Genomic DNA, 8,023 nt, shown 5'->3' on the forward strand with positions numbered 1-8,023 from the left:
GTCACAGGCCGCAGTAGTTGACTCCTCCCCTTGTAACTACCACTGCATGACAGCGACTTCACGTCGCACTGAAAGCGCGAGGCTAGCCCGCGACGCGGGCCATCCAGGATTCGACCTCGGCCGAGGAGCGGGGTAGGCCCGCCGACAGGTTCTCGTGGCCGTCCTCCGTGACGACCAGGTCGTCCTCGATCCGGACGCCGATGCCTCGCCACTCCTGCGGCACGGTCAGGTCGTCGGGCTGGAAGTACAGTCCCGGCTCGACCGTGAGCACCATGCCCGGCGCGAGGATGCCGTCGACGTACTCCCCCGAGCGGGCCTGCGCGCAGTCGTGGACGTCCAGGCCGAGCATGTGCCCGGTGCCGGCCATCGTGAAGCGACGCTGCAGACCCAGGGCGTACGCACGGTCGACGGGGCCCTTGATGAAGCCCCACTCGACGAGTCGCGCCGTCAGGTGACGCTGGGACGCCTCGTGGAAGTCGCGGTACGGTGCACCCGGCGTGACCGTGGCCATGCCGGCCTCCTGCGCCTCGTACACCGCGTCGTACACCTGGCGCTGGACCGGGGCGAACGTGCCGCCGATCGGGAGTGTGCGAGTGACGTCGGCGGTGTAGAGGGAACGGGTCTCCACGCCGGCGTCGAGCAGCAGCAGCTCGCCGGGCCGGACCGGGCCGTCGTTCTGCGTCCAGTGCATGATCGTGGCATGGTCACCGGCGGCGCAGATGGAGCCGTATCCGACAGCATTGCCCTCCAGGCGCGCCCGGCGGAAGAAGGTGCCCTCGATCCACCGCTCGGAGGACGCGACGGCCCGCGACAGCTCGCCGACGCAGTCGGTGAACCCGCGGACGGTCGAGTCGACAGCCTTGCGCATCTCGCCGATCTCCCACGCGTCCTTGACGAGCCGGAGTTCGGAGAGCGCCTCCTCCAGCTCGTCGTCGCGCTCCTGGTCCGTGGTGACCGCGGCTTCGAGGGCCGGGTCGATGCCACGGACGATCCGGGTGGGGACGCCGGTGGCGGCAGCCAGGTCGTCGACCGCCGTGCGTACGTCGCGACAGGGCAGCCCGAGGACGACCTCGGCCTCCGCGAGCGAGCGGCGCCGGCCCATCCAGAGCTCGGCCGTGTAGCCGATCCAGAACTCGTCGTTGGCGCGGCTGTCGCGCGGCAGCCGGTAGCAGTAGGCGTCGTGGCCGCCGCCTGCGCGGGGTTCGAGCACGAGGGCGCCGTCGCGTGCCTGGTCGCCGGTCATGTGCACGTATCCCGTGTACGGGCGGAAGGGGTACGTGTCGTCGTTGGAGCGGGTCTTGAGGTTGCCGGAGGGGATCACGAGGCGCTCGCCGGGGAAGCGCGCGGAGAGCACGGCGCGGCGGCGGGCTGCGTACGGGGCCTGCTCGTCGGGCTGCAGCCCGTGCCGCTCGGTGTCCGCCCACCCCGACCTCATCAGGGTGGAGAGTTCCTCGGAGACGTCTTGGTAGAGGTTGTTCTTGCGACCCTTCGCCACGTCCTGCACCTTCTTCCGGATGAGTTCCACGACCGCCGCGGGCCGGCGACCACCGGAAGGTACTCCGCGACGTGGGCGCCGGTTGCCGAAGTCCGCCAGTGGCACGGATCGGCCACGCCGGTATCTGGCGTGGCGGCCAGGCTGAGTTCGGCCCTCAGGCCCGTCACGGCACACGAGCGGGCGGGACCGGCGGCCCCCGAATCGAAGACGTCGATAATCGGTGTATGGCGAATGAGAAACTCGGCGAGGCACTCCGGTATCTGGGCATAAGTCGGGAGGGCGCCCGGATCTACCGGACGCTCCTGGAGTGCGGGCCAGCGCCGCTGAGTTCGATCGGTGCCGCGGCCGGGCTCGGGGACGAGGCGCTGGCGGAGGCGTACCGCGAGCTGGTCGACTGCGGTCTGGCGAGCACCGCGGAGGAGGGTTCCGCCGTCGTGGCGCCGGTGCCACCGGCCGCGGGCCTGGAGATCCTCGGGCGGCGCCGGGCGGCCGAACTCGACGAGTCCCGGATCACAGTCGGGGGCGCGTTCGAGTCGTTCCGGCGGCAGCGGCTCGCCGGGTATCACGATCCTCTGGTGGAGGTCGTGACCGGTGACGCCATCGGGCTCCGGATGCGTCAGGCGTGGACGAGCGCCCGGGAGCAGATCCGGCAGTTCGACTCACCGCCGTACTTTCCCGTCGTGGGCGCCATGGACGACGCACTGGCCACGCTCGCGCGCAGAGTGACCCAGCGGGTCGTGTACTCGCGGGAGTCCCTGGAGCATCCAGGGCAGCTGGAGAATTCGATCGAGCCGTGCATCGAGGCCGGCGAGCAGGCGCGGGTCCTTCCGTCGGTGCCGGTCAAGCTCGTGATCATCGACGACGCGTACGCCCTGGTCGCCCTGTCGATCAAGGAGACGGACGTGTACAACACGATGCTGGTCGTGCAGCCGTGCGGCCTGCTCTCCGCGCTAGTGGCGCTGTTCGAGCAGTCCTGGCAGAACGCGCTGCCGTTCCACGGCCGTTCGGCCCGGCCTGTGGGGCTGCTGCCCGCCGACCGACGTCTGCTCCGGCTGCTCGCGGCCGGCGCGAGTGACGATGTGATCGCCCGGGAGATCGGCGTCAGCCGTCGTACGCTCTTCCGTAGGGTGCAGGTCCTGATGGCCCGGCTCGGGGCTACGAGCCGGTTCCAGCTGGCGCTGCAGGCACAGCGGTCGGGGTGGCTGTGAGTCCGAGGAATGGTCGAGGCCTCCGCTCCCGTGAGCCGCTGCCACAGATAGGTGTGCGCGAGCGCGCTGTTGTGGGCGACCTGTTCGTTGTCGCCCCCGCGCCCGCCGCCGGTGTTTCCGTGGACGGGGTGTAGTTCCTGCCCCCTCTGGCCCTGTTCCCCGCGCTGGGCTATGCGCGGGCGTGGGACAAACTGACGGCGGGACCGGGACCGGGACCGGGACCGGGACCTGGACCGGGGCCGCGGCGCGGGTGAGGTTGTGGGCGGTGGCGCCAGTGTGAGCCGGGCGGCGTTCGCGGTGAACGTGCCCGAGGGCAGGTGGGCCAGGGCGGAGTCCTCCAGGTCGGCGAAGTGGTCGGCTGGGGTTGTGTCTCGGTGTGGTGGGGCTGAGCGGTGGCCGGGGGCGGTGAGGAGGTGGCGTCGGGGTCGGAAGTGGGGTGAGATGCCGCCTGCTGCGCCACAACACGCAGTCCTCTTGGGATCTTGTGGGGGTGTACAACTATTCGGGTGGGGTGTGTGTCATATCTCTTGAGAGTGCAGGGTTCCGAAGGACTACGAGGGAGATGCATGCGTTTCATTCGTTCTGTTCTGGCCGGTACCGCGGTGGTGGCTCTGGCTGCTGGGGGTGTGACTGCTCTGGCGGTCCCAGCCTCGGCCGCGCCGAACACCACACCGCAGGAGGTCTGCGGGAGCGGCTACCGGACCGTCAACTCGGCTCCTGTCGGCTCGTACGGCACGGTCTACCTGACGTACAACCCGACCAGCGGTAAGAACTGCGTCACGACGATCCGCTCCAACCCGGGCACCGCGCTGGAGACGGGCGCATGGATCTACGTCGACGACACCACCGAGTACGCCGAGGACGAAGGGCTGTTCACGTCGTACGCCGGCCCGGTCTCCGTCTACGGCAAGGGCCACTGCGTCGACTGGGGCGGCCGCATCGCCAACGTGCACGTGCGGGTGACCGGCTCCAACTGCGCCTCCCTGAAGGAGCACAGGGTCACCACCATCCGCTGACCAGCCTGTCCCGGTCGTGAGGGGCGGGGTGCTTGCAGCCCACGCACCGTAATCCCGCAGCGCGTCTGCCCGCCCTGCCAGGACCCGGCTGGATCCTGGCAGGGCGAGACGGAGGACACGGCGGTGGTGCTTCAAAGTCTCTCCGGTGCCATGGAGCGACACGTTCCCACGCGGGGCACTGCCGCGAAGGCACGCTGCAGTCGAGCGGATCACGAACAACCGAGGGAGCTCGGACCTGGCGTCCACTGATCACCCTCGGCATCACATGCGATCAACCACGACCAGGCGCGATCGAAGGGGAAGACAGATGCGGCGTATCGGAGCGACAGTGGCGGTGCTCGTACTGGCGGGTGCCACGCTGGGAATGACGGCGGGCACCGCGAGCGCGGCCCCGGCGGAGGGAGCGCGCGCGGTTGCGGCTTGTCCGACGGGCTGGGGCAGCGGGGCCAAGGGCGGTTCGGCCATGGGGGTCGATCACCTGGAGAACATCAGGACCGGACAGCATGAGTGCTATGACCGCATCGTGTTCGACGTGCCCGGCGGCGGCGATCAGATCGACTACCAGGTCCAGTACGTAGACCGGCTCTACGCGCGCCCCTCAGGGGAGTACATACCGGTCGACGGCGGAGCGATCCTCGATATCCGTGTCGGCGGGTGGAGCTACGACGTGGAGGCCGGCGTGTGGACCTACCCGGGCAAGGCCGGTGAGCCCCTGCCCGGTGTGAACGTCAGTGGGTACAGCACCTTCCGGGACACACGGTTCGGCAGCACTTTCGAAGGCGAGACACAGGTCGGTGTCGGCGTGCGTGCCCGACTGCCTTTCCGCGTGATCCAGTTGGAGGACCGCGTTGTGGTCGACGTGGCCCACAGCTGGACGAGCTAGCTACTGAGACTGAACTCGTGGTGTCGTGAGGGGTGACGGCTGGCCGGTGGCTTCGGTATCACCGGAGTCATGCGGTATCCACAAGGGGGCGGGCTGACCGCCGAACGGCATCAGTTCCGCGAAGGGTTACGGCTCCAGGCGGCCGAGCGGTTCGCCCGGGGCGAGGGCAGTACCGCGATCGCCAGAGATCTGCGGGTCAGTGTCCGCTCGGTCCAGCGACGGCGTCACGCGTGGGCCGAGGGCGGCCCGCGATCCCTGCGGTCGCAGGGCCCGGCTTCCCTGCCAAGGCTGAGCGATCAGCAGTTCTCGCAGCTGGAGGCGGAGCTGGCCAAGGGGCCGACCGCGCATGGCTGGGAGGACCAGCGCTGGACCCTGAGCCGTGTGAAGACGGTGATCGGCAGGCGCTTCCACCTGACCTACACCATCCAGGGCGTGCGCAAGCTGCTGGTGCGCAACGGCTGGTCCTGCCAGGTCCCGGCCCGACGTGCGATCGAGCGGGACGACGAGGCGGTCGCGGGGTGGGCCCGGGAGGTGTGGCCCTGCGCGGAAGGCTCGCGGCGGTGAGTGGAGCCTGGCTGGTCTTCGAGGACGAAGCCGGATTCTCCATGACGCCGCCGCAGGCGAAGACCTGGTCACAGCGCGGCCGGACCCCGGTGGTGCGGGTCCGCGGCCGGTCCCGCAGACGCATATCCATCGCCGCGCTGACCTGCTACAAACCCGGCCACCGGTCCCGGCTGATCTACCGGCCACGCCGGGACGACGGCCGACGCGACGGCCGCAAGAGCTTCTCCTGGCGCGACTACCGGGACCTGCTGATCGCCGCCCACCAACAGCTCGACGGCCCGATCGTGCTCGTCTGGGACAACCTCAACGTCCACAAGGCCGCCGGTCTGCGGGAGTTCGCCGCCTCCCGGGACTGGCTCCCCATCTACTACCTGCCGCCCTACGCACCCGACCTCAACCCAGTCGAAGGAAGCTGGTCCCTCCTGCGACGCGGCTGGCTCTCCAACGTCGCCTTCAGTACCCCCGAACACCTCGTCCAGCGCATCCGGCGCGGCCTGCGGCACATCCAGTACCACAGCACTTCTCAATGCCCTTGGCGTCTGGGAGGTGTGGACACATGTGCGCCCTTGCGAGGACCCGGAATCACGCCCGGTTCGATGGTGGGCGTGGGTCGTTACCTGGACGTCCTGATCTCGACGAGCATGTGCTCGCGACCCTGTTCGTCGGCGCTCTCGCCCACCGGGGTCCACTGCCCCTTGGCCACATCGTAGGACTTCTCCTCGGCGTCGACCGTCATGTCGACCTGCGCCTCGTGCTCGGCGCTGCCCTTGATCAAGTAGACGGAGGGGATCTCCAGGGTCAGCCAGCCGGAGTTGCCGGTGACCCGGAAGCAGATCTTCCCCTTGTCTCGCGCGAGGATCTCCAGGAGGCCGGTCTCGCTCGCGCAGTCGGCGTAGGTGATGTGGCCGTCGCCGCGCTTCAGGACGATGCCCTTCTCGGCCAGGATCTTGTCGGCCCCGGGGTAGTTGAAGTCCTCCACGGCAACCGGCGGAGTTTCGCTCGCAACAAGTGCGGACGCGACCTCCTGGTGTGCGCCGACCGCCCAGACGGTGGCGCCGGTCGCGGCGGCACAGGCCGTCGCGACGAGTCGAGTAATGAACTTCACAGGTGTTCTCCTCCACGTGACCTAATGCCGGACGGCATGGCTGAAAGCGTGCCCGAGGGAGCCCCGCACGCGCTCCGGGAGCCTCTTCGGCGTCGCAATCAAAGCCTGCTAGTTGATCTTTGTCCACCCCTCCTCGCAAATCTCCCTGGAATAAATGAAGTTGCAAGCTGGGTGGCCTGGTGCAGGTCAGGCCCGGCCTGACGATCCGCCATGAACGACCGAGGGCATTCCCTGAGGAATCGGAATGGCGACAACGGGTGAAACCGGAGTGAAGCGCCCCGCATTGTTCGCCAATTGACGTGTGATCAAATGGATGTTGGAATCATGCCGCCTCAACGCCACTGCAGTGCCGACGAGGTATTTGTGGATCTGTCTGGGCGACACGGCAGGTGCGCGGCACTGTGTCGCACCATCGGGGCGAGTGCAGGCCGGATGGAAACAGTCAGAGTGGAAAGGAGTCGTGATGCCGCAGCATTCACGGCGAGTGTTCAGCAGGCGTCAGACGCTAGCCATCTTCACAGGGGTGGCGGCCGGCAGCGTGCTGTCCGCTGATGTGTTCGGCACGCGCAAGGCGTACGCGGCAAGCGGTTCCGGTGTCACGGCGGCGGTGCCTGAGGGGGCCGGTCTTCCGGATACCGACCGGGGCAAGGTGGTCTGGGCGTACAGATCGGGACGCCGGGCCGTCCGCACCGCGGCGGTCGCTGCGCTGACGGGCTCCGGCGCGGACATAACCGAGTTCCTCGACCAGAAGGCACCTGTGGCCTGGGCCGAGGACAACAGGTTCGCGCTCGCGGAGTCCCTGGTCACAGCGGGCCCGGCGACGCGCAACGCCATTGGTGCGGCGTTGTCCAGCGGGGACGCAGCGGTCGAGAACCTCCTCCAGGGCGGTTTCCAGACCGCAGTGGACGAGGATCTCAGGGTGGCCGTAGGTACGGTCCAGGCCCATGGTTCCAAGGCTGTGAAGCGTGCGGGATCCGCCGCACTGGACACCGATTCCTCCTTCGCGTTGCGCGCCTTCCTCAGTGACGGGCGGTACACCGCACAGGAGGAGGACGATCGTGTGCAGGTGGCGACCATTCTCGCCTCAGCGTCACCACAGGTGAGTGAGTACGCCAGTCGGGCCCTGGACGACGGATCGGCCAGGGCCATCCGGTGGTTCCTGGAGACGGGTCAGTACATCGCCCGGGCCCGCGACGAGGAAGCGGCCACGATCCAGCAGCTGGTCGACGTCGTGGAGAAGGAAGGGCGCCGCGCCGGTCTGATGACCGACGAGGCTGTCGAGCTGTCCCATCAGGCAGTCAACGCTTCCGAGAAGGCGAAAGCCTCGGCATTGGAGGCCAAGGCCGAGGCCTTGGCCGCCGAGCAGGATGTCGCACGCTCGGCCAAGGCGGCAGGGAAGGCCGCGCAGGCGGCCAAGGGCGCGGCCGCGGCCGCGTCGACCGCGGTGTCGGCCTCACGGACGGCACAGTCCGCCGCACAGCGTGCGGTGTCTGCCGCCAATGCCGCCGCCGCGGCTGCGGCATTGGCGGGACGCGCCGCGGCGAACGCGTATCGTGCGGCGATCGCCGCTTCCAAGGACAGGGCGATGGCGGGCGCGGCCAGCGCGGCGGCGGACGTCGCGCTGAAGCTGGTGAAATTCGTACGCACGGTGGCCGCCAAGGCAGACCTCGCGGCCTTGGCCGGCGACGCGGCGGTGCGGGCGGGCGACGCCGCCCGCAGCGCGGCGGTCAACGCGGCCGCGGCCGCCGGCGC

Annotated in this window: 7 protein-coding genes and 1 pseudogene; 6 read left to right on the forward strand and 2 right to left on the reverse strand. The window is 69.1% G+C overall.

All coding sequences use genetic code 11. The annotated features are described in order from the left end of the window. Positions 1-82: 82 nt before the first annotated feature. The gene (locus CIB93_RS23245) at positions 83-1,495 is read right to left on the reverse strand and encodes an aminopeptidase P family protein (RefSeq protein ID WP_096629533.1); all 1,413 of its coding nucleotides are present in this window, start codon (positions 1,493-1,495) and stop codon (positions 83-85) included. Between the two features lie 224 nt (positions 1,496-1,719). On the opposite strand from CIB93_RS23245, the gene CIB93_RS23250 reads away from it, so the two are divergent. The 5 genes and pseudogenes from CIB93_RS23250 to CIB93_RS23270 all read left to right on the forward strand — a co-directional run. Continuing rightward, positions 1,720-2,703 carry a LuxR C-terminal-related transcriptional regulator gene (locus CIB93_RS23250; RefSeq protein WP_096629524.1) on the forward strand — a complete coding sequence of 328 codons (984 nt, stop codon included), beginning with the start codon at positions 1,720-1,722 and terminating at the stop codon, positions 2,701-2,703. A gap of 566 nt (positions 2,704-3,269) precedes the next feature. Beyond that, positions 3,270-3,719 carry a spore-associated protein gene (locus CIB93_RS23255; RefSeq protein WP_096629526.1) on the forward strand — a complete coding sequence of 150 codons (450 nt, stop codon included), beginning with the start codon at positions 3,270-3,272 and terminating at the stop codon, positions 3,717-3,719. Between the two features lie 307 nt (positions 3,720-4,026). After that, a complete protein-coding gene (locus tag CIB93_RS23260) occupies positions 4,027-4,602 on the forward strand; it encodes a hypothetical protein (protein WP_096629527.1) in 576 nt (191 codons plus the stop codon). Between the two features lie 69 nt (positions 4,603-4,671). Then, a complete protein-coding gene (locus tag CIB93_RS23265) occupies positions 4,672-5,166 on the forward strand; it encodes a winged helix-turn-helix domain-containing protein (protein WP_096629529.1) in 495 nt (164 codons plus the stop codon). Then, positions 5,163-5,684 (forward strand): annotated as a pseudogene (locus CIB93_RS23270) (IS630 family transposase); the annotation flags it as partial. The gene CIB93_RS23265 and the pseudogene CIB93_RS23270, both read left to right, overlap by 4 nt. A 95-nt stretch (positions 5,685-5,779) precedes the next feature. On the opposite strand, the gene CIB93_RS23275 reads toward CIB93_RS23270, so the two are convergent. Further along, positions 5,780-6,271 (reverse strand): hypothetical protein, encoded by a 492-nt coding sequence (locus tag CIB93_RS23275; protein ID WP_179500215.1) that lies wholly within the window; start codon positions 6,269-6,271, stop codon positions 5,780-5,782. 463 nt (positions 6,272-6,734) lie between these two features. On the opposite strand from CIB93_RS23275, the gene CIB93_RS23280 reads away from it, so the two are divergent. Further along, a partial coding sequence (locus CIB93_RS23280) for an ALF repeat-containing protein (RefSeq protein ID WP_179500216.1) occupies positions 6,735-8,023 on the forward strand: 1,289 nt, incomplete at its 3' end.

It is taken from the genome of Streptomyces sp. WZ.A104 (assembly GCF_002382885.1).
Taxonomy (GTDB): Bacteria; Actinomycetota; Actinomycetes; order Streptomycetales; family Streptomycetaceae; genus Streptomyces.

Excerpts from the sequence above, each read along its gene's own strand:
- CIB93_RS23250 (WP_096629524.1), top strand. The coding sequence starts at position 1,720 with ATGGCGAATGAGAAACTCGGCGAGGCACTCCGGTATCTGGGCATAAGT.
- CIB93_RS23255 (WP_096629526.1), top strand. The coding sequence starts at position 3,270 with ATGCGTTTCATTCGTTCTGTTCTGGCCGGTACCGCGGTGGTGGCTCTG.
- CIB93_RS23260 (WP_096629527.1), top strand. The coding sequence starts at position 4,027 with ATGCGGCGTATCGGAGCGACAGTGGCGGTGCTCGTACTGGCGGGTGCC.
- CIB93_RS23265 (WP_096629529.1), top strand. The coding sequence starts at position 4,672 with ATGCGGTATCCACAAGGGGGCGGGCTGACCGCCGAACGGCATCAGTTC.